Below are 20593 nucleotides of genomic sequence, written 5' to 3'. Positions count from 1 at the left end.
AGACGAAACGGAGAGCACGCGTGACGCGCAGCGTGTACCTGACCGGTATCGACCGCGGCGACGGCCGCCAGGTCGTCGAGCTGGGGGTCATGGAGCTCCTGACCCGGCAGGTCGACCGGGTGGGCGTCTTCCGGCCCCTGGTCCACGACGGGCCGGACCGCCTCTTCGAGCTGCTGCGCGCCCGCTACCGGCTCTCGCAGGACCCGGCGACCGTCTACGGCCTCGACTACCAGGAGGCGTCCGCGCTCCAGGCCGAACAGGGCACGGACGAGCTGGTGTCCGCGCTGGTCGACCGGTTCCACCTGGTCGCCCGGGACTACGACGTCGTCCTGGTCCTCGGCACCGACTTCGCCGACACCCAGCTCCCGGACGAGCTGTCGCTGAACGCCCGGCTCGCCAACGAGTTCGGCGCCTCGGTGCTCCCGGTCGTGGGCGGCCGCAAGCAGACCGCGGAGTCCGTGCTCGCCGAGACCGTCAACGCCTTCCGCGCCTACGACGGGCTGGGCTGCGACGTCCTGGCCATGGTGACCAACCGGGTCGCCCGCGAGGACCGGGACGAGATCGCCGAGCGGGTCGCGAACCGGCTGCCGGTGCCCTGCTGGGTGGTGCCCGACGAGCCCGCGCTGTCGGCGCCGACCGTCTCCCAGATCGCGCACACCCTCGGCGCCGAGGTGGTCCTCGGGGACGACTCGGGGCTCGCCCGCGACGCGCTGGACTTCGTCTTCGGCGGGGCCATGCTGCCCAACCTGCTGGCCGCGCTGACCCCCGGCTGCCTGGTGATCACCCCCGGCGACCGTGCCGACCTGGTGATCGGCACGCTGGCCGCGCACAGCGCCGGCACCCCGCCGATCGCCGGGCTGCTGCTGACCCTGGACGAGGTGCCGGGCGAGGGCATCCTCACCCTCGCCGCCCGGCTCGCCCCGGGCACGCCGGTGCTGTCGGTGACCGGCAACAGCTTCCCCACCGCCGAGCAGCTGTTCTCCCTGGAGGGCAAGCTGAACGCGGCCACCCCGCGCAAGGCGGAGACCGCCCTCGGCCTCTTCGAGCGGTACGTCGACACCGCCGACCTCAGCAAGCGGGTCTCGGCGCCGAGCAGCGACCGGGTCACCCCGATGATGTTCGAGCACCAGCTGCTGGAGCAGGCCCGCTCCGATCCGCGCAGGGTCGTCCTGCCCGAGGGCACCGAGGAGCGGGTGCTGCACGCGGCGGAGGTGCTGCTGCGCCGGGGCGTGTGCGAGCTGACGCTGCTCGGTCCGGCCGAGCAGATCCGCAAGAAGGCCGCCGACCTGGGCATCGACCTGGGCGCCGCCGAGCTGATCGACCCGGCGGTGTCCGAGCTGCGCGACTCCTTCGCCGAGAAGTACGCGGCCCTGCGCGCCCACAAGGGCGTCACCGTGGAGCTGGCCTACGACGTGGTCTCCGACGTCAACTACTTCGGCACGCTCATGGTGCAGGAGGGGCTGGCCGACGGCATGGTGTCGGGGTCCGTGCACTCGACGGCGGCGACCATCCGCCCGGCCTTCGAGATCATCAAGACCAGGCCGGAGGCGTCGATCGTCTCCTCCGTCTTCTTCATGTGCCTGGCCGACAAGGTCCTCGTCTACGGCGACTGCGCGGTGAACCCGGACCCGGACGCCGAGCAGCTCGCCGACATCGCGACGCAGTCGGCGGCCACGGCGGCGCAGTTCGGCGTGGATCCGCGGATCGCGATGCTGTCGTACTCGACCGGCACGTCCGGCACCGGCGCGGACGTCGACAAGGTGCGCGAGGCGACCGGGCTGGTCCGCTCGCGCCGCCCCGACCTGCGGGTCGAGGGACCGATCCAGTACGACGCCGCCGTCGAGCCGTCGGTCGCCGCGACCAAGCTGCCCGGCTCCGAGGTCGCCGGGCAGGCCAGCGTGCTGATCTTCCCCGACCTGAACACCGGCAACAACACGTACAAGGCCGTGCAGCGCTCGGCCGGCGCCGTCGCCGTCGGCCCGGTCCTCCAGGGCCTGCGCAAGCCCGTCAACGACCTGTCCCGGGGCGCGCTCGTCCAGGACATCGTCAACACCGTCGCCATCACGGCGATCCAGGCCCAGCAGTCCCCGAGCGAGAAGGCGTCCGACCTGTGAGCCCCACCCGTGTCCTCGTCCTCAACTCCGGCTCCTCGTCGGTGAAGTACCAGCTGCTCGACATGCGCGATCACAGCCGGCTGGCGGTGGGCCTCGTCGAGCGGATCGGCGAGGAGACCTCGCGGCTCATTCACACCCCGGCGGACGGCGCGGCCCGCGAGTGGGACGGGCCCGTCGCCGACCACGAGGCCGCGCTGAAGTGCATGGCGGCGGAGCTGGCCAAGGACGGGCTCGGCCTGGACTCGCCGGAGCTGGCCGCGGTCGGGCACCGGGTGGTGCACGGCGGAAAGCGTTTCACCGAGCCGACCGTGGTCGACGACGCCGTGCTGGCCGAGATCGAGCGCCTGATCCCGGTCGCCCCGCTGCACAACCCGGCGAATCTCACCGGCATCCGCACCGCGCGGGCACTGCGCCCGGACCTGCCGCAGGTCGCCGTCTTCGACACCGCCTTCCACACGACGATGCCGGAGTCCGCCGCCCGGTACGCCATCGACGTGGAGACCGCCGACGCCCACCGCGTCCGGCGCTACGGCTTCCACGGCACCTCGCACGCGTACGTCTCGCGGGAGACGGCGAAGCTGCTGGGCCGGACGCCGGAGGAGGTGAACGTCATCGTGCTGCACCTGGGCAACGGGGCGTCCGCCTCGGCCGTGCGCGGCGGTCGCTGCGTGGACACCTCCATGGGGCTGACGCCTTTGGAGGGGCTCGTGATGGGTACGCGCTCGGGAGACATGGACCCGGCCGTCATCTTCCATTTGATGCGGGTCGGCGGAATGTCCGCCGACGAGATCGACGATCTCCTCAACAAGAGGAGCGGTCTGATCGGTCTGTGCGGTGACAACGACATGCGGGAGATCCGCCGCCGGATGGACGACGGTGACGAACGGGCGCGACTGGCCTTCGACATCTACATTCACCGGCTGAAGAAGTACATCGGTGCCTATTACGCCGTTCTCGGACGCGTGGACGCGGTCGTCTTCACGGCCGGGGTCGGCGAGAACGCGGCACCGGTGCGGGAAGCCGCCGTGGCGGGCCTGGAGGGAATGGGCCTGGCGGTCGACGCGGACCTGAACGCCGTGCGCGGCGACGGGGCGCGGCTGATCTCTCCGCCGTCCGCACGGGTGGCGGTGGCCGTGGTGCCGACCGACGAGGAAATGGAGATCGCGACACAAACCTACGCGCTGGTAAATGGTTCGGGGAATCTCACCTGAGCGGCATCCCGCCCTTTTGTATTTTCCGCCAGACGGAATATTCCGCAGCGAAACAAACCGATAGGATCGCCCCCATGCGCCGTTCGAAAATCGTCTGTACTCTCGGCCCCGCGGTCGACTCCCACGAGCAGCTCGTCGCCCTGATCGAAGCCGGCATGAACGTGGCCCGCTTCAACTTCAGCCACGGCACCCACGCCGAGCACCAGGGGCGTTACGACCGTGTCCGGGCCGCCGCCAAGGAGACCGGCAGGGCCATCGGCGTCCTCGCCGACCTGCAGGGCCCCAAGATCCGCCTGGAGACCTTCGCCGAGGGCCCCGTCGAGCTGGTGCGCGGTGACGAGTTCACCATCACCACCGAGGACGTGCCGGGCGACCGGACGATCTGCGGCACGACGTACAAGGGCCTGCCCGGCGACGTGACCAAGGGCGACCAGGTGCTCATCAACGACGGCAACGTCGAGCTGAAGGTCACCGGGGTCGAGGGCCACCGGGTGCGGACGATCGTCATCGAGGGCGGCGTCATCTCCGACCACAAGGGCATCAACCTGCCCGGTGCCGCGGTGAACGTGCCCGCGCTGTCCGAGAAGGACGTCGAGGACCTCCGCTTCGCGCTGCGCATGGGCTGCGACCTGGTCGCCCTCTCCTTCGTCCGGGACGCCAAGGACGTCGCCGACGTGCACCGCGTCATGGACGAGGAGGGCCGCCGCGTCCCGGTGATCGCCAAGGTGGAGAAGCCCCAGGCGGTCGACAACATGGAGGCCGTCGTGATGGCGTTCGACGGTGTGATGGTCGCCCGTGGCGACCTGGCCGTCGAGTACCCGCTCGAGAAGGTCCCCATGGTGCAGAAGCGCCTGATCGAGCTGTGCCGGCGCAACGCCAAGCCGGTGATCGTGGCGACCCAGATGATGGAGTCGATGATCACCAACTCCCGGCCGACCCGCGCCGAGGCCTCCGACGTGGCCAACGCGATCCTGGACGGCGCGGACGCGGTCATGCTGTCGGCGGAGTCGTCCGTGGGCGCGTACCCGATCGAGACCGTGAAGACGATGTCGAAGATCGTCACCGCGGCCGAGCAGGAGCTGCTCTCCAAGGGCCTCCAGCCGCTGGTCCCGGGCAAGAAGCCGCGCACGCAGGGCGGTTCGGTGGCCCGGGCCGCCGCCGAGATCGCCGACTTCCTCGGCGGCAAGGGCCTGGTGGCGTTCACCCAGTCCGGCGACACCGCCCGCCGGCTGTCCCGCTACCGCGCCGCCCAGCCGATCCTCGCCTTCACGACCGACGAGTCCACCCGCAACCAGCTGGCGCTGAGCTGGGGCGTGGAGCCGCACGTGGTGCCGTTCGTCGCCAGCACGGACGAGATGGTCGAGCTGGTGGACCAGGAGATGGTGAAGCTGAGCCGCTTCAACGACGGCGACGTCGTCGTGATCACCGCCGGCTCGCCCCCCGGCGTGCCCGGCACCACCAACATGGTCCGCGTGCACCACCTCGGCGAGACGCGCCGCGCCTGACGCCGTCCGCGACGCACGACGAGGGCGCCCCCTGTGGTTCAGGGGGCGCCCTCGGTGTTGCGCGGCTCCCGGACGGGCGCGGGGGCGTGCTCAGCTCGTGTACTGGTGCAGCCCGGGGACGTGCAGGGTGCCGCCGAACTGACCGGCCTGGACGACCGTCACCTTGGTGAAGTAGATCAGCGGGATGTCCAGCGGCGGCGGGTTCTCCGGGTCGAAGGTGATCGGGATCAGCCCGAGCAGGTTGCCCGAGATGCTCTCCGTGTACATCACCGTCTCGCCGTCGCGGATCGTGGACGTCGAGCCCTTGGCCGCCTGCACGTGGTAGGTCTTGCCGGACTGCTCGTCCTTCACCGTCTGGTGCAGGTCGCCGATGTCGGTGCCGTTCGAGATGACGTACTTCAGCACCTTCTTGGTGGTGCCGTTGGCCGTCCTGACCTCGACGATGCCCTTGTACGAGGCGCCCTTGAGCAGCAGCGAGCTGGCGTTGAGGTACCAGGGGTCGTCCGGGAGCGGCACCTGGTTGTCGACGCCGCCCTCCGCGTCGGTGGCGACCGGGCAGTCGTCCACGTCCGTGCCGGCGCTCTCGGACGCGTCGGGGCTGGGTGAGGCGGTGGCCTCCTCGGCGGCCTCCGTCGCCTCCTGCACGGCCTCGTCCGCCGTCTTCCCGGTGTCCTCGGCCGCCTCGGACGCCGCGTCGGTGGCGTCCCGGACGGTGTCCTTCGCCGTCCCGGTGGCCTTGTCGACGGTGTCCTCGACGGTGCCGGCGGGATCCTCGGCGGCGCTCGCGGAGGCCGTCGGGGTGGGCGTGGGGCTGGGGCTCTCCTCGGTCCTGCCGCCGGTGAAGATGCCCTCGATGGTGTCGCCGAGGTCCTTCAGCACACCGCCCTTCTCGCTCTCGGACGGCGAGGGCGACGGGGTCTCGGCGGCGGGTGCCTTCTCCTGGCTCTGCGCCTCGGGGGACACGGAGGGTGTGGGCTCGGCCTTGTCGTCGGAACCTGAATCCGGCGAAGAGGACGAATCGGCGCCCTGTCCGGCGCCCTTGCCGCTGTCCTGGTCCGCGTCGCCGGAGGCCGAGGGATCCGGCTCCGTCGCGTCACCCTTGTCGTCGGCCTTGCCGCCGTCGGCCCCGTCGGTCGCCGAGGGCGACGGTGCGGGGGACTCCGACGAGCCCTTCTCGGCGTCCTCCAGGGCCGCCACGCAGTCCTTGTACTCGTCGGCCGTGAGGCTGTTCGACGGCGGCGCCGCGTCGTTGCCGTCCGCGAGGGCCAGCGTCGGCGTGAACCCCATCCCCATGAGGACCGCCGTGGGCATCGCGGCCAGGGCTATCGCCTTGCCGGCCGGCATGTGGAACCTGGTGAACAACGGCTTCTTGGGTGCCGCGTGGCGCGGCCCGGTTCTCACACGGAACGACTCCACGTCAGTCCCGCGGGTCACCTCGTCAGCCGGCACTGTGCCTCCCGTTCGCCCCGTTGGCCGGGCTCGTTCCTGACAGATCGTTCTCCCCCAGGGACTTGTAGGCCTGGGGGGAGCCCCCGTCGGCCAGGCCGTCCCGCGGCTGCGGCACCGTCGCGTCGGGCACCGGGGTGCCGGGGACCACGCCCTCGGGCGCGTCGCCCGTTCCCCTGCCGTCCACCGGCGGCTCGGCCTGCGGCGGCTGACCCGGTACCCACGACACGGCCATCGCTCCGCCGACCAGCGCGAGCAGGAAGCCGATGAGGAAACCGCCGAGGTTGGACACGGGGATGGACACCAGGGCCAGCAGGATCGCCGCCACGCCCGCGAAGACCCGGACGTGCTTCTGGAACCACAGGCTGACGCCCAGGACGACCAGCAGCACGCCGATGATCAGGGACCCGGCGCCCGCGGTGGTGGCCATCGCCAGCGTCAGGTGACCGATCTGGAGGTTCGCGTACGGGAAGTAGGCGATGGGGAGTCCGCCGAGGGCGACGAACAGACCGGCCCAGAACGGCCGCGCGCCTCGCCAGGCACGGAACTGCAGCCTCCGGCGGCTGAACTGGCCGGTTGCGGCAGGAGTCTCGGCGCTCATGGAAAACAGCTCCCTGGTACGGCTTTGCTGTGGTGGAGATGTGGGCCGCGCGTGAAGCCGCGGCCGGAGAGTGGACGGGCGGGGGCGCCACCGGCTCCCCCGCCCGTCAGCGAGTGCTTAGTAGCACTCCTTGACACCCTTGGACAGCGACATCTTCAGACCGCTGAGCTTGAAGGTTCCGGCGGTGGTCGCCCACGCCGTCTGCTTCACGCCGGTCAGCGTGACCGAGTCGGCCTGCTGCGAGAACCCGTACGGGTTCGCCGTGTCGCCCTTCTTGATGCCCGGACCCTTGGCGGCGTCCTTGGCCGCGACGCCGATGTCGATGCCGCGGAACGTGGCATCGGCCTCGAGCTGCTCGACGTCGATGTACAGGTTCTCGGCCTCGACCGCCTTGCTGCCGCCGCCGGCCTTCAGCATGAGGCTGACCGAGCCGATGAGCGGGATGTCCGGGGTGACCACGGACTGGCACATGCCCTTGATCGACGCGGACTTGAACGCCGAGACGGCGACGGGGTGAGCCGTCTTCTGTCCGTCGAGCGTGTAACCCGAGTCGATCGCCCCGTACTGGACGAAGCCCGTACCGTCGAGCTGGTCGGCCGTCACCTTGAACGACTGGCCGGAGACGCTGAACGACGCCGCCAGGGCACCCTGCGCCAGCGCCACGCCTATGGCGGCCGTCGCGGCCACGCTGGGCACCATGACGACGGCGAACCGCTTCCATCTGGTCCCGCCACGCACCTGGGACTCCATATTTCCTCCTTCTCGGACGTACATCTCCTGGCCTCGGCCCGCCCCCGGGATCGGTGGCTCGGCCTGGCAGGGATGGGAGAAGTGCTACGTCCTCGGGAAGGAGAGCGCCTGCGCTCGGCGGCACGTACAACGCGCCCCAATCACCGGCGATCACCCCCGAGCGACAACCACTGGTCGCGCCTGACAGGCATCACGCACAACCCTGCTGGACAGGCTTCACCGGGTGGGTGAAGACCCCCCTGTCCAAGAGCCGGCGCCACTGCCGCCGGCTCTGCTCGGTGGGGACCCAGGGAACCCCCGCGACCCGACTGGCTTTCGGGTTACGGGAATGGACCGAGCGTCGCCGATCGTGGTGCATTCTCGCCGCCGACACAAGGGGGTTCGTTACTGGCTAGTAACGGCCGGATAACCGCGAGACGACACGCCGGCCCCGTACGGCGACGCTGGGTGTGTCATGAGAGGGGGACAAAACTATTGATCGCTGGACAGAATCCGACACAACAACGCCATTGCCTTACTGGCAGTAACAGCGGCCGCGATTACCAAGATTTGGTAAAGCGCGGCCGCAATGACGTCTCGTCGGCAGTTCCCTCACTCGGGCATCACCCGGCCGGACGGCCGGCGACCGCCCGGCGGACGGGCCCCGGAACGCCCCCTTAGAACAGGGCGCGGGCGAGCGCCCGGCGTGCCGCCGTCACCCGCGGGTCGTCGGCGCCGACCACCTCGAACAGCTCCAGCAGCCGCACCCGTACGGCGTCCCGGTCGTCACCGGCCGTGCGGCGCACCGTGTCGATGAGCCGGCCGAAGGCGTCCTCCACGTGACCGCCCACCAGGTCCAGGTCGGCGGCGGCGATCTGCGCCTGCGCGTCGTCCGGCTTGTCGGCCGCGTCCTGCCGGACCCGCTGCGGGTCGGCGTCCTGCACGCGCTGGAGCAACTCCGCCTGGGCGAGGCCGAGTTTGGCCTCCGTGTTGCCCGGGTCGTCGCTGAGCACGTTCTTGTACGCGCGGACGGCACCGGCCAGGTCGCCGGCGTCCAGTGCCTGCACCGCGGCCTCCAGCGCCGCGTCGTGCGGCCCGGCCGGACGCTCGGGGGCGTCGGCCGGGTTCGCGCCGGGCTCCGCCTCCGGGTCGACGACGAGACCGGTCAGGCCGAAGCGCTGCTCGGCGACCTGCACCAGCTGGTCCAGGGTCTGGCGGATCTGCGCCTCGCCCGCGGCGCCCTGGAAGAGCGGCAGCGCCTGTCCGGCCACGACCGCGAAGACGGCCGGGATGCCCTGGACGCCGAACTGCTGCATGAGCATCTGGTTGGCGTCGACGTCGATCTTGGCGAGGAGGAAGCGCCCGTTGTACTCGACGGCGAGCCGCTCCAGGACGGGGCTCAACTGCTTGCAGGGCTCGCACCACTCGGCCCAGAAGTCGATGACGACCGGGACCTCGGTGGACCGCTGCAGGACGTCGGTCTCGAAGCGTGCCTCGTCGACGTCGATGACGAGGTCGGCCGGGGAGACGCCCCCCGCTCCGCCGTGCCGGGCGGCCTCGGCGCGAGCCTGCTCCGCCTTCGCCTTGGCCTCCTGGGCCGCCTTCACCGCGGCGAGGTCGACGACCCCGCTCATGGACATGTTCCGTGGCTGCATGGGTCTATCCTCCCCTGTCCTGCGCGCGTGTGTGAAAAGCGTCGGGAAAGCCCGCCCTGACGTGTGCCGTTGGCACGGGTTGTCCGGCGCCGGGTCCCCACCCTGCGCCCGTGGTCGTCGCTCGGGCACGGGCGCACCCGCGCTTTCGCTACGAGTCGTAGCGTAATGCCATGACGGGCCGTCGGAACACCCCGCCCCGGTGATCTCCCTCACGGCGGGCCGGCGAAAACACGCGGTTATGGTCGGCACATGCAGAGCAGCACCCCCGCCGGCCGTGCCGGGCGCCCGCGCAGCGCCGCGGCGGACACCGCGATCCTGTCCGCCACGCGGGCGGCCCTGGTGGACCTCGGCTGGTCGAAGCTCACCCTGGGAGACGTGGCGACGCGGGCCGGGGTTGCGAAGACGACCCTCTATCGTCGCTGGGCCGGCAAGAACGAACTGGTCGTGGACGCCGTGGCGGAGCTCTTCGACGAACTCGAACTGCCCGACCGCGGCTGCCTGGCCGCCGACATCGAGGGCGTGGTGCTTCAGTTCGCGGCGATCCTGGCCCGGCCGGAGGCCAGGAGCGGGCTGATGGCGGTGGTGGCCGAGTCCACGCGGGACGACGCGCTGCGCGAACGCATCCGCGCCTCCATCGTCGACCGGCAGAAGCGCCTGGTGCTGGAGGGCAGGTCCCGCGCCCAGGCGCGCGGCGAGCTGCCCGCCGAGCCCGACCCGGCCGAGGCCGCCCGCACCGCGGACCTCATCTTCGACGTGGTGGCGGGTGCGGTGGTCCACCGCACCCTGGTCAGCGCGGAACCGGCGGACGGGGAGTGGGTACGGGGCTTCACACAGGTACTGCTGTGGGGCCTGGCCTCCCGCCCCGCCGACCCGGGTGGCGGCCGGGCATAGGTTCGGGTGCCGGGAGGCGGAGCCCTCCCGGCCGCGCCGGCACCGGCTCCTAGAAGCCCGCCGGCTCCGTATACACCCCCCACTCGTCCCGCAGCACCCCGCAGATCTCACCGAGCGTCGCCTCGGCGCGCACCGCGTCCAGCATCGGCTCGATCATGTTGCCGCCGGAGCGGGCCGCGGCCAGCATGGCGTCCAGCGCCAAGCGCACGGCCGCGTCGTCCCGGGCCGTCCTGCGCTCGCCGAGCACCCGCACCTGCTCGCGCTCGACCTCGTGGCTGACCCGCAGGATCTCCAGGTCGCCGGTGACGGAGCCGGTGTGCACGTTGACGCCGACGACCTTCTTGTCGTCCTTCTCCAGTGCCTGCTGGTAGCGGAAGGCGGACTCGGCGATCTCGCCGGTGAACCAGCCGTCCTCGATGCCGCGCAGGATGCCGGAGGTGATCGGGCCGATGGGGTGCTGCCCGTCCGGGTGGGCGCGCAGCCCGCGCTCCCTGATCTGCTCGAAGATCTTCTCCGCGTCCGCCTCGATCCGGTCCGTGAGCTGCTCGACGAACCAGGAACCGCCCAGCGGGTCGGCGACGTTGGCGACGCCGGTCTCCTCCATCAGCACCTGCTGGGTCCGCAGGGCGATCTCGGCGGCCTGCTCGCTGGGCAGCGCGAGGGTCTCGTCCAGGGCGTTGGTGTGCAGGGAGTTGGTCCCGCCGAGCACGGCGGCCAGCGCCTCCACGGCGGTGCGCACGACGTTGTTGTACGGCTGCTGGGCGGTCAGCGAGACACCGGCGGTCTGGGTGTGGAACCGCAGCCACTGCGCCTTCTCGCTGTTCGCGCCGTACACGTCCCGCATCCAGCGCGCCCAGATGCGCCGGGCCGCGCGGAACTTCGCGATCTCCTCGAAGAAGTCGACGTGCGCGTCGAAGAAGAAGGACAGCCCGGGCGCGAAGACGTCGACGTCCAGTCCCCGGCTGAGCCCCAGCTCGACGTACCCGAAGCCGTCCGCGAGCGTGTACGCCAGCTCCTGGGCGGCGGTCGCCCCGGCTTCGCGGATGTGGTAGCCGGAGACGGAGAGCGGCTTGTAGGCGGGGATGCCGGCCGCGCAGTACTCCATCAGGTCGCCGATGAGGCGCAGGTGCGGCTCGGGCTGGAAGAGCCACTCCTTCTGGGCGATGTACTCCTTGAAGATGTCCGTCTGGAGCGTGCCGTTCAGCACGGAGGCGTCGACGCCCTGCCGCTCGGCCGCCACGAGGTACATGCAGAACACGGGCACGGCGGGCCCGCTGATCGTCATGGAGGTGGTGACGTCCCCCAGGGGGATGTCCTTGAACAGCACCTCCATGTCGGCGGCCGAGTCGATGGCCACCCCGCAGTGCCCGACCTCGCCCAGCGAGCGCGGGTCGTCGGAGTCGCGGCCCATCAGCGTCGGCATGTCGAAGGCGACGGAGAGCCCTCCTCCGCCGTTGCGGAGGATCATCTTGTACCGCTCGTTGGTCTGCTCCGCGTTCCCGAACCCGGCGAACTGCCGGATGGTCCACGTCCGCCCGCGGTAGCCGGTGGGGTACAGCCCCCGGGTGAAGGGGAACTCCCCCGGCCACCCGATCCGCTCGAACCCCTCGTACCTGTCCCCGTCCCGGGGCCCGTACACCGGCTCCACGGGATCCCCGGAGAGCGTGGTGAAGTCGGCGTCACGCTTGCGCGCGGCGTCGTACCGGGCCTGCCACCGGCGGCGGCCTTCCTCTACGGCGTCAGCGTCCATACCCTCGAATTTACTAGGACGTCCAAGTAAATGTCGATGGGGTACCGCCGTACGGGTGTCCGTACGGCGGTGCGGCGGGGGTCAGGCCTCGGCGGGCGCCGGGGCGGGCCGGGTCACCTCGGCGTCCAGCTCGCGGCTGATCCTGCGCTCCACGAAGAAGGCGGCCGTCGGGACGGTTCCCGCGAGCAGCACCCAGAGCTGCTTCTTGACCGGCCACTTCGCCTTGGAGCCCAGGTCGAAGGCGAAGACGAGGTAGATGACGTACAGCCAGCCGTGGGCGATGCTGACGACCCGGGTGAAGTCGGCGGCGCCGTCCATCTCCAGGGCGTACTTGGCGATCATGCCCAGGCACAGGGCGATCAGCAGTACACCGGTGACGTACGCCATGACGCGGTAGCGGGTCAGCACGCTCTTTTTCATGTCCACGAGCGTAACCACACGTTTCGGGCGATCTTCCGGCGGCCCCGCCGACGGGCTCACTCCGCCTTGAAGTCCCCCGCCGCCACCCGCAGCGGCCTGAGCATGGCGAAGATCTCGCCGCACTCCTCGGCGTCGTACGCGCTCAGGCCGAAGTCCATGGCCATGAGGTCGCGGGTGGCCGACTCGACGACCTCGCGGCCCTTGTCGGTGATGCTGGCGAGCGTGCCGCGGCCGTCGTTGGGGTTGGGGCGCTTGTCGACCAGACCGGCCCTGACCAGGCGGTCGACGGTGTTGGTCACGGAGGTGGGGTGCACCATGAGCCGTTCGCCGATCTTGGACATCGGCAGCTCGCCCGACTTGGAGAAGGTGAGCAGCACCAGCGCCTCGTAGCGCGCGAACGTCAGGCCGTAGGGCTTGACCACCGCGTCGACCTCGGCCAGCAGGATCTGCTGGGCGCGCATGATCGAGGTGATCGCGGCCATCGAGGGCACGCCGCCCCAGCGCTGCTTCCAGAGATCGTCGGCGCGGGCGATGGGATCGAAGGAGAGGCTGAGGGGCTTCGGCACGGCACCAGACCTTACCGGCCGGTCATATGCCGGTCAGCCCCGTCTCGCCTTTCGATACCACCGCCCGTCGGCGGTGTCAGCCGGCGAGGTGGCGCTCCACCGTCTCCACCTTGGACGTCAGACCGTCCGTGACGCCGGGGCGGATGTCCGCCTTGAGGACCAGGGACACCCGCGGCGCCCGCGCCTCGACGGCGGCCACGGCCCGCCGGACGACGTCCATGACCTCGTCCCACTCGCCCTCGACGGACGTGAACATCGCGTCGGTGCGGTTCGGCAGCCCCGACTCGCGGACCACCCGGACCGCGTCGGCCACGTACTCCCCGACGTCCTCGCCGACGCCCAGCGGCGTGACGGAAAAGGCGACGATCATGCGTTGACGACCCCTTCCTGGCGGGCGCGCGAGGCGATGACCGCGTCCTCGGCCTCACGCTTGAGCCGGCGCTCGGCGAAGAAGCCGCCGGTCGGCAGGACCGACAGGACGAAGTAGAGGGCGGCCGTGCCGACGGGCCACTTCGCGCGGTTCCAGGCGTCCGCCCAGAAGAGCACGTACAGCACGAAGAGGACACCGTGGACCGCGCCCATCACCGGTACGGCGTTGAAGTCCGTGGTCCGCTTCAGGACCGAGCAGACGAGCAGCAGGAGGAACGAGATCGCCTCGGGGCCCGAGACCAGGCGGAGGCGGCGGAGGGCGGTGGCGGTCTTGAGGTCCACGGGTCACCTTCGGTGGGAGAGGGGTGGGTGAGGGATCGATCGCGAGCCGATGCCTTGTGAACACACTCACAAGCGCTGGTCCATTGTGGCAAACCCGCGGCACGTCCGGGTGAGGGGGTCGGGGTCCCCCCGCGGGGCCTGTCGGCGGACCCGTTCGACGGCTACGTTCTCATTTGTGGCGATGTTCCGACTTCAAGGCAGCAAGGTGCTCGCCGTCGACATGACCGGGGACGCCGTGAAGGCGAAGAACGGCTCGATGGTCGCGTACGACGGGGAGATGGCCTTCAAGAAGCTGAGCGGCGGCGGTGAGGGCCTCCGGGGCATGGTGACCCGGCGGATCACCGGCGAGCAGATGACGGTGATGGAGGTGAGGGGGCAGGGGACCTGCTGGTTCGCGGACCGGGCCTCGGAGATCACGCTGGTGGGGCTCCGGGGCGACACGCTGTACGTCGAGTCGAGCAACTTCCTGGCGGCCGACGCCGGGCTGCGCACGGGCACGAGCTTCACCGGGACCCGGGGCGCCGCCCAGGGCAACGGGCTGTTCACCACGACGGTCGAGGGGCACGGGCAGGCGGCGATCATGTCGGACGGCCCGGCGGTGGTGCTGCGGGTCAGCGCGCAGTACCCGCTGACCGTCGACCCGGGGGCGTACGTCGCGCACCAGGGGAACCTGCGGCAGTCCTTCCAGTCGGGTGTGACCTTCCGCACGCTGCTCGGCGAGGGCGGCGGCGAGGCCTTCCAGATCCGCTTCGAGGGCGACGGACTGGTGTACGTGCAGCCGAGCGAGCGCAACACGATCGCGGGGGACGTGTGACATGGCCTTCCAGGAGATCAACTCCAAGATGGTCCGGGCGACCGTGGCTCCCGGGCAGCGGTTGTTCAGTCAGCGCGGCGCGATGCTCGCGTATCAGGGGGACGTGTCGTTCACCCCGAGCACGACCGGCGGTCAGGGCGGCGTCATGTCGATGATCGGACGCCGGGTGGCGAACGAGGACACCCCGCTGATGACCGTCGAGGGCAGCGGCACGGTGTTCTTCGGGCACGGCGGCCACCATGTGCAGGTCATCACTCTCTCGGGCGACACCCTGTACGTGGAGGCGGACCGGCTCCTCGCCTTCGAGGGGACGCTGGAGCAGGGCACGATGTTCCTCGGCTCGCAGGGCGGGGTCATGGGCATGGTGCGTGGCCAGGTCAGCGGGCAGGGGCTGTTCACGACCACCCTGAGAGGTCACGGCGCGGTGGCGGTGATGGCCCACGGGGGCGTCTTCGAGGTGCCGGTCACCCCGCACCGGGCGGTGCACGTCGACCCGCAGGCCTACGTCGCCCACCACGGCGACGTGCGCAACAGGCTGTCCACGGCGCTGGGCTGGCGGGACATGGTGGGCCGCGGCTCCGGGGAGGCGTTCCAGCTGGAGCTGAGCGGCAGCGGCACGGTGTTCGTCCAGGCCTCGGAGGAGAAGCTGTGAGCACGGTCCACCACGACCCGGCGACGCTGCCGGCCGACGACAACGTCGACGCGTACACCTTCTGCGTGGAGCTCCGGGGAAGCCGGTGGTTCCTCCAGAAGGGGAAGATGATCGCCTACTACGGGACGATCGACTTCAACGGCGTCGGGCACGGCCGGCTGGACCGGCTGATGCGCACGTCCTTCCATTCGCCTCTGCACGCGAGCGACTGGGTCGTGGCCGAGGGGTCGGGCAAGATGCTGCTCGCCGACCGGGCCTTCGACGTGAATTCGTACGACCTCCAGGACGGCAACCTGACCATTCGCTCGGGCAACCTGCTCGCTTTTCAGCCAAGTCTCGCTCTCAAGCAGTCGATCGTGCCGGGTTTTCTGACCCTGCTCGGAACCGGAAGGTTCGTGGCCGCGTCGAACGGTCCGGTGGTGTTCATGGAACCTCCGATCCGGGTGGACCCGCAGGCCCTGGTCGGCTGGGCCGACTGCCCGTCGCCCTGCCATCACTACGACCACGGGTACATGACCGGCCTGCTGGGCGGTCTACGTGCGATGACGGGGCTGGGCGGGGCCTCCGGGGAGGAGCACCAGTTCGAGTTCGCGGGAGCGGGGACGGTGCTGTTGCAGTCGAGCGAGGCGCTGATGACGGAGCAGGCCACGGGGGTCGCTCCGCAGCAGGCGGGGGTGCCCGGCGGTGGGGTGCCCGGCACGCCGGGAGGCCGGTCAGGGGTACCGGGGCTTCCCGGACAGCTGGGGGACCTCCAACGCCGCTTCGGGCTGTGAGCGGTAACCTGCGGAGTGTGACATCGAACGCGTGCGCACCGTCACCGTCACCGGAAACCCCTCACTAGTTCGCCTTTCAACATTTTAGGTAGACTTCATTCATGGAGACCGAGACGGCCACCCGCTGGCTGACCGATACGGAGCAGTGTGCCTGGCGCACCCACCTGGAGGTCAACAGGCTGTTGACGCACCAGCTGGAGAAGGATCTGCAGCCCTTCGGCCTGACAATGAACGACTACGAGATCCTGGTGAACCTCTCCGAGTCGGAGGACGACAGGATGCGGATGAGCGACCTCGCCGCCGCCACCCTGCAGTCCAAGAGCCGCCTCTCCCACCAGATCACCCGCATGGAGAACGCGAACCTGGTCCGGCGGGAGAACTGCGAGTCCGACCGCCGCGGGCTCTACGCCGTCCTCACCGAGCACGGCCTGGAGACGATGCGGAAGGTCGCCCCGCACCATGTGGCGTCCGTGCGCAGGCACTTCATCGACCTGCTGGCCCCCGAGGCCCTGACGGAGCTCGACAAGGCGCTCCGGCCCATCGCGGAGCACCTGCGCGGCCAGCGGGGACGTCCCTGACCCCGGACGTCCCGCGGGACGGGTCCTAGGCGACCGGCAGGCGGAGCTCGAACAGGGCACCGCCTGCCGGGGCGTCGCGGACCGTGAGCGTGCCGCCGTGCCGCACGGCGACGTCACGGGCGATGGCGAGCCCGAGACCGGCACCGCCGTCGTCACGGCTGCGGGCCGCGTCGAGCCGTACGAACCGTTCGAAGATCCGCTCCCGGTCGGCCGCCGGGACGCCCTCCCCGTCGTCGGCCACCGTGGCCACCGCCACCTCGCCCTCCCGGCGCACGGACACCTCCACCGCCGAGCGGGCGTGCCGCTGCGCGTTGTCGAGCAGGTTGCCCAGCACCCTCTCCAGCTGGCCCCGGGACCCGGCGACCGCCACCGCGTCCCGGGCCCGCACGCGCACCCCGGCCCGGCCCGCCGCCTGCGCACGCGCCAGCGCGGCGAGGTCGACCCGCGCGTCGGCGGGCCGCTCCCCCGCGTCCAGCCTGGCCAGCAGCAACAGGTCGGCGGCGAGCCGCTGGAGCCGCACGGTGTCCTCGACGGCACCGTCCAGGTCGAGCAGCTCGGGATGGGCGGCGGCCACCTCGAGCTGGGTCCGCAGCGAGGCGATCGGGCTGCGCAGCTCGTGCGAGGCGTCGGCGACGAACCGCCGCTGCCGTTCCACCGAGCTCTCCAGCGCGGCCAGCGTCTCGTTGGTCGTGGTGGCGAGCCGGGCGATCTCGTCGTGAGTGTCCGGCACCGGGACGCGCCGGGCGAGGTCCTCGCTGGCGGTGATCGCGGCCATCTCCCGCCGGATGCCCTCCACCGGGCGCAGCGCGCGCCGGGTGACCAGCCAGGTCACCCAGGCCACGACCGCGAGCAGCGCCGGGAAGCCGATCAGCATGACGGTCAGCGCGGTGTCCACGGCGCCGTGCTCGGCGGACAGCGGGGCACCGGCGTAGACGGTGAGCCGGCCGCGGTCCCGGGTCTCGACGGACACGGCGGCGAACCGGTAGTCCTCCGTGTCGCCGTCGATCGTCGCGGATCCGTCGCCGACGGTGGTCCGCTCGCCGATCTCGCCCGGTTCGAGGGACTCGCCGGAGCCGTGACCGTCGTCCCGGTCGTCGTCCCCGTCGTCGTCGCCCCGCTCCCCCGTGGCGGCCGGCAGCGGCTTTTCCGTGCCGACGCCGGTGCCGCTGATCCGCTCCAGGTCCTCGCTGGCGGCGACCAGCCCGCCGTTGCCGTCGACGACCTGCACCGGCCGGTCGTCCACGTCCAGCGACAGCTCGCCGTACGGCGTACCGACGGAGAGCTCGGCGGCGACCTCCCGTGCGGAGCGCTCCGCCTGGGTGCCGGCCTCGCCGAGCAGGTTGGAGCGCAGGGACAGCAGGACCGCGGTGCCGGCGGCCATGAGGGCGACGGCCACGACGAGGGTGGCGGCGAGGGTCGCGCGGGCCCGGACGGACCCGAGGAGCCGGCTCACCGCCCGCCCTCCAGCCGGTACCCGGCGCCCCGCACGGTCCGGATCAGCCCGGCGCGCAGCTTGCGACGCAGCGCGCTGACGTAGACCTCGACGATGTTGGGGTCGCCGTCGTAGGCGAAGTCCCAGACGTGCTCCAGGATCTCCGCCTTGGACACCACCTGCCCGGCCCGCACCACGAGCTCCTCCAGGACGGCGAACTCCTTCGCGGTGAGCGCGACCTCGCTCTCGCCCAGGAAGACCCGGCGGGCGGCGGTGTCGACCTTCAGGTCCCCGTGGACGTGCACGGGCGAGGCCCCGGCGCCCCGGGTCCGCCGCCGCAGCAGCGCCTTCACGCGGGCGACGAGGACGACGTACGAGAAGGGCTTGGTGAGGTAGTCGTCGGCACCCGTGTCCAGGCCCTCCGCCTCGTCGTACTCGCCGTCCTTGGCGGTGAGCATGAGGATCGGCACGTCGTGTCCGGCGGCGCGCAGGGCCGCGCAGACCCGGTACCCGTTGAGGCCGGGCAGCATGATGTCGAGGACGACCAGGTCGTAGGCGCCCGCACCGGCCCGGTGGAGTCCCTCCCGCCCGTCGTGGACGACGTCCACGGCGTAGCCCTCGGCGGTCAGGCCCCTGGCGAGCGACAGGGCCAGCCGCTTCTCGTCCTCCACGATCAACAGGCGCATGCGAGAAGGGTCCCAGAGGCAAGCTGAAGATCCCTTCAGGTGGTTTCAGGCTGCCCTCAGCGTCGGCCGGTCAGAGTGGGACGCCGGAACGAAGCGACAGCCGACGACTCGGAGGAAGACGTATGAAGCGCACCATCGTGATCGCCGCCGTCACCGCCGCCGCACTGGCCGGAGGCGTGACGGCGACGGCCCTGGCGGCCTCGGACGACGACGCCCCGGCCACCGGCACGGCACGTCAGTCGGACGACGGCGCCCGTACGGCCTCGGTCGAGGTGACGGCCGGCGACGCCCTCGCCGCCGCGCTGCGCGAGGTGCCGGGCACCGCCGTCTCGGCGGAACTCGACTCCGAGGACGACGATGACGACGATGACGACCGGGACGACCGGGGCAAGGGCGACGACGGCGGCCGCGAGCGCGCCGTCTGGGAGGTCGACGTCCTTGCCGGCGACGGCACCTGGCACGGCGTCAGGATCGACCCGGCCACCGGCGAGGTCCTCGGGGAACGGACGGAGGACGAGGACGACACCGCCGAGGTGCGGACCGCCCTGAAGGGCACGTCCGTGGGCGCCGCCGAGGCCGCGAAGGCCGCCGGGGCCGGCCACGGGACCGTGACCTCGGTGGAGCTGGACGACGACGGCCGCCACGGCGACGGCACGGCCGTCTGGGAGGTCGGGACCCGCTCCGCCGGCCAGGCCGGGCAGGACTGGCGGGTGGACGGGCGGACCGGCGAGGTCACGGCCGATCGCCCGGCCGGCTCGGGCTCGGACGACCCGGACGACTCCGGCCCGGACGACGACTGAGCGGCCCCGTCCGCTCGCCCGGCCGGCCGCGCCGGCCCGGCGCACCAGTGCCGCCACCGCGGCGACCGCGCCGGACACCGCGAAGCACACCGGCAGCGGCAGCCGTTCCACCAGCAGGCCCACCGTCGCGGCACCGGCGGAACTGCCCGCGTTCACGGCCGCGTTGACCCAGGCGCCCGCCCGGTTCCGGTACCCGGGCGCCACGCTCTCGTCGGCGACCAGGTACGCCGTGGTGAGCGCCGGTGCCACGAACAGCCCCGCGCAGGCGACGGCCGCCAACAGGGTGCCGACGCCGGGGGCGAGTCCGGCGGCCGTCAGGCAGAGGCCGAGGCCGGCCGCGAGGAAGGGCAGCCGGGCGCGGGCGGACGAGCCCCAGGCGACGGCGCCGTTGAGCAGGCCGCCGACCGCGCTGCCCACCGACAGCGCCGCGAGCACCCAGGCCACGGTGGCGCCGCCGAGGCCGCGCTGTCCGGCGAAGGCGACGGCCAGCAGGTCCACGGCGCTCACCGCGACCCCGACGGCCGCGGTGACCACGACGGGTTGCAGCAGGGCGCGGGCCTGGCCCCTGCCCGCCCGGCCGGCGTCCTCCTTCGCGCCGCCGGCGGCCGGCGAGGCGCCCGCCGCCGGTGACGCGGCGAAGGCGAGGGTGCCCGCCGCCACCAGCAGGGCGCTGAGCACCACGGCGGCGGCCGGCGGAGCGACGCCGACCACCACGCCGACCAGCAGCGGACCGGAGACGAAGAGCAGCTCCTCGGCGACCCCGTCCAGGCTGTAGGCGCGCTGGAGCATCCGCCGGTCGGGCAGCAGTCCGGCCCACACCGCGCGCATGGTGGGGCCGAGCGGGGGCGTGCAGGCGCCCGTGACGGCGGCGGTCGCCGCGAGGACGGCCGCAGGGGTGCCCGGGTGGACGCAGGCCGCCGCCAGCGCGCACAGCAGGGCGGCGTACAGGAGGGCCATGGGCAGCAGGGCCCGGCGCGGGCCGTGCCGGTCGACCAGGCCCGCGCGGTAGGGGGAGAGCAGGACGCTCGTCGCGCCGAACAGCGCCATGACCGAGCCGGCCACGGCGTACGACCCGGTGGCCCGGGTCACGGAGAGCATCAGGGCGAGGTTGACCGTGCCGTACGACAGCCGGCCGACGAGGGCGGCCGCGAAGGTGCGGCGGGCATGGGGGACGCGGAGGACGGCGGCGTACGAGGGCCGCGGAAGGGGCGTGGACACGCGAAGGGTTCCTCGGGAGGGAGGCGACTGGGGGACGCCGA

The 20593-nt window shown here is 71.8% G+C and carries 20 protein-coding genes and 1 pseudogene; 9 read left to right on the top strand and 12 right to left on the bottom strand.

Annotated elements, in window-relative coordinates; translation table 11 throughout:
- Positions 1-20 precede the first annotated feature (20 nt).
- The 3 genes from pta (at position 21) to pyk (ending at position 4830) form a co-directional block, all read left to right on the top strand.
- Complete coding sequence (gene pta / locus AC0VYN_RS06580) at positions 21-2114, top strand: phosphate acetyltransferase (RefSeq protein ID WP_475535163.1); 2094 nt, start codon at positions 21-23, stop codon at positions 2112-2114.
- The gene (locus AC0VYN_RS06575; protein WP_475535162.1) at positions 2111-3325 is read left to right on the top strand and encodes an acetate kinase; all 1215 of its coding nucleotides are present in this window, start codon (positions 2111-2113) and stop codon (positions 3323-3325) included. Before pta ends, AC0VYN_RS06575 begins: the two co-directional genes overlap by 4 nt.
- Before the next feature lie 74 nt (positions 3326-3399).
- Positions 3400-4830, top strand: coding sequence for a pyruvate kinase (pyk, locus tag AC0VYN_RS06570; protein WP_475535161.1), 1431 nt, complete (start codon positions 3400-3402; stop codon positions 4828-4830).
- A gap of 90 nt (positions 4831-4920) precedes the next feature.
- Here the strand turns inward: pyk and AC0VYN_RS06565 are convergent, their stop codons facing one another.
- The 4 genes from AC0VYN_RS06565 to AC0VYN_RS06550 form a co-directional block, all read right to left on the bottom strand.
- On the bottom strand, positions 4921-6279 hold the full coding sequence (locus AC0VYN_RS06565; RefSeq protein WP_475535160.1) for a hypothetical protein: 1359 nt from the start codon (positions 6277-6279) through the stop codon (positions 4921-4923).
- Positions 6269-6877, bottom strand: coding sequence for a DUF6114 domain-containing protein (locus AC0VYN_RS06560; protein WP_475535159.1), 609 nt, complete (start codon positions 6875-6877; stop codon positions 6269-6271). The genes AC0VYN_RS06565 and AC0VYN_RS06560 overlap by 11 nt, the downstream gene beginning before the upstream one ends.
- Positions 6878-6994: 117 nt before the next feature.
- Positions 6995-7627, bottom strand: a complete 633-nt coding sequence (locus AC0VYN_RS06555) for a DUF6230 family protein (RefSeq protein WP_362496871.1) — start codon at positions 7625-7627, stop codon at positions 6995-6997.
- Between the two features lie 656 nt (positions 7628-8283).
- A complete protein-coding gene (locus AC0VYN_RS06550; protein ID WP_475535158.1) occupies positions 8284-9261 on the bottom strand; it encodes a tetratricopeptide repeat protein in 978 nt (325 codons plus the stop codon).
- A gap of 249 nt (positions 9262-9510) precedes the next feature.
- Here AC0VYN_RS06550 and AC0VYN_RS06545 point away from each other — a divergent pair, with 249 nt between their 5' ends.
- A complete protein-coding gene (locus AC0VYN_RS06545; protein WP_475535157.1) occupies positions 9511-10152 on the top strand; it encodes a TetR/AcrR family transcriptional regulator in 642 nt (213 codons plus the stop codon).
- Between the two features lie 49 nt (positions 10153-10201).
- Here the strand turns inward: AC0VYN_RS06545 and AC0VYN_RS06540 are convergent, their stop codons facing one another.
- From AC0VYN_RS06540 to AC0VYN_RS06520, 5 genes are all read right to left on the bottom strand, one after another.
- Positions 10202-11902, bottom strand: a complete 1701-nt coding sequence (locus tag AC0VYN_RS06540) for an acyl-CoA mutase large subunit family protein (protein ID WP_475535156.1) — start codon at positions 11900-11902, stop codon at positions 10202-10204.
- An 81-nt stretch (positions 11903-11983) separates the two neighbouring features.
- On the bottom strand, positions 11984-12322 hold the full coding sequence (locus AC0VYN_RS06535; protein ID WP_475535155.1) for a DUF3817 domain-containing protein: 339 nt from the start codon (positions 12320-12322) through the stop codon (positions 11984-11986).
- 56 nt (positions 12323-12378) lie between these two features.
- The gene (locus tag AC0VYN_RS06530; RefSeq protein ID WP_475535154.1) at positions 12379-12888 is read right to left on the bottom strand and encodes a MarR family winged helix-turn-helix transcriptional regulator; all 510 of its coding nucleotides are present in this window, start codon (positions 12886-12888) and stop codon (positions 12379-12381) included.
- 76 nt (positions 12889-12964) lie between these two features.
- Positions 12965-13258, bottom strand: coding sequence for an MTH1187 family thiamine-binding protein (locus AC0VYN_RS06525; RefSeq protein ID WP_030187368.1), 294 nt, complete (start codon positions 13256-13258; stop codon positions 12965-12967).
- Entirely contained in the window at positions 13255-13599 is a 345-nt protein-coding gene (locus AC0VYN_RS06520) for a DUF3817 domain-containing protein (protein WP_385458237.1), read from the bottom strand. Before AC0VYN_RS06520 ends, AC0VYN_RS06525 begins: the two co-directional genes overlap by 4 nt.
- 181 nt (positions 13600-13780) lie before the next feature.
- On the opposite strand from AC0VYN_RS06520, the gene AC0VYN_RS06515 reads away from it, so the two are divergent.
- The 4 genes from AC0VYN_RS06515 (at position 13781) to AC0VYN_RS06500 (ending at position 16416) form a co-directional block, all read left to right on the top strand.
- Complete coding sequence (locus AC0VYN_RS06515; protein ID WP_385458238.1) at positions 13781-14413, top strand: AIM24 family protein; 633 nt, start codon at positions 13781-13783, stop codon at positions 14411-14413.
- 1 nt (position 14414) lies between these two features.
- Positions 14415-15065, top strand: coding sequence for an AIM24 family protein (locus AC0VYN_RS06510; protein ID WP_386922678.1), 651 nt, complete (start codon positions 14415-14417; stop codon positions 15063-15065).
- Positions 15062-15838 carry an AIM24 family protein gene (locus AC0VYN_RS06505; protein WP_475535153.1) on the top strand — a complete coding sequence of 259 codons (777 nt, stop codon included), beginning with the start codon at positions 15062-15064 and terminating at the stop codon, positions 15836-15838. The genes AC0VYN_RS06510 and AC0VYN_RS06505 overlap by 4 nt, the downstream gene beginning before the upstream one ends.
- Before the next feature lie 101 nt (positions 15839-15939).
- The gene (locus AC0VYN_RS06500) at positions 15940-16416 is read left to right on the top strand and encodes a MarR family winged helix-turn-helix transcriptional regulator (RefSeq protein ID WP_385458241.1); all 477 of its coding nucleotides are present in this window, start codon (positions 15940-15942) and stop codon (positions 16414-16416) included.
- A gap of 25 nt (positions 16417-16441) precedes the next feature.
- Here the strand turns inward: AC0VYN_RS06500 and AC0VYN_RS06495 are convergent, their stop codons facing one another.
- A complete protein-coding gene (locus AC0VYN_RS06495) occupies positions 16442-17869 on the bottom strand; it encodes a sensor histidine kinase (RefSeq protein ID WP_475535152.1) in 1428 nt (475 codons plus the stop codon).
- Positions 17866-18534, bottom strand: coding sequence for a response regulator transcription factor (locus AC0VYN_RS06490; RefSeq protein WP_451692914.1), 669 nt, complete (start codon positions 18532-18534; stop codon positions 17866-17868). The genes AC0VYN_RS06495 and AC0VYN_RS06490 overlap by 4 nt, the downstream gene beginning before the upstream one ends.
- 122 nt (positions 18535-18656) lie before the next feature.
- Here AC0VYN_RS06490 and AC0VYN_RS06485 point away from each other — a divergent pair, with 122 nt between their 5' ends.
- Positions 18657-19334: a PepSY domain-containing protein gene (locus AC0VYN_RS06485; protein ID WP_475536822.1), complete on the top strand. Its 678-nt coding sequence runs from the start codon at positions 18657-18659 to the stop codon at positions 19332-19334.
- 435 nt (positions 19335-19769) lie between these two features.
- Here AC0VYN_RS06485 and AC0VYN_RS06480 read toward each other — a convergent pair.
- Positions 19770-20432 (bottom strand): annotated as a pseudogene (locus AC0VYN_RS06480) (MFS transporter); the annotation flags it as partial.
- Positions 20433-20593: the final 161 nt, after the last annotated feature.

The sequence above is a fragment of the Streptomyces sp. 63XJN7_1_ISO-PGPR-S23-121 genome (assembly GCF_056173025.1).
Note: the sequence above shows the minus strand (reverse complement) of the source record. Positions and strands in the feature narration are given on the sequence as shown.